The sequence below is a fragment of the Enterobacter sp. UNJFSC 003 genome, assembly GCF_036903355.1.
Lineage (GTDB): Bacteria > Pseudomonadota > Gammaproteobacteria > Enterobacterales > Enterobacteriaceae > Enterobacter.
The window spans coordinates 1-315 of record NZ_JBAKHK010000088.1; the positions used below are offsets into that span (position 1 = coordinate 1).

The 315-nt window shown below is 50.5% G+C and carries 1 protein-coding gene; it reads left to right on the plus strand.

Going from position 1 to position 315, the window contains the following annotated elements:
• On the plus strand, positions 1-315 hold a 315-nt coding region (locus tag V5P19_RS23220), incomplete at both ends, for a topoisomerase DNA-binding C4 zinc finger domain-containing protein (protein ID WP_334407881.1).

Genomic DNA, 315 nt, shown 5'->3' on the forward strand with positions numbered 1-315 from the left:
GTTCACGGTGCGTAATAATGAGTCCTGCCCAAAGTGCGGGGCTGAACTGGTTATTCGATCCGGGAAACACGGTCCGTTTCTTGGATGCTCACAGTATCCGGCGTGTGACTACGTCCGTCCTCTGAAATCTTCAGCGGATGGACATATCGTCAAAGTTCTGGAGGGGCAGGTTTGCCCTGCATGTGGCGCAAATCTGGTATTACGCCAGGGACGCTTTGGTATGTTTATTGGTTGCATTAACTACCCTGAATGCGAACATACCGAACTTATCGATAAACCGGACGAAACAGCAATTACATGCCCCCAATGTCGGAC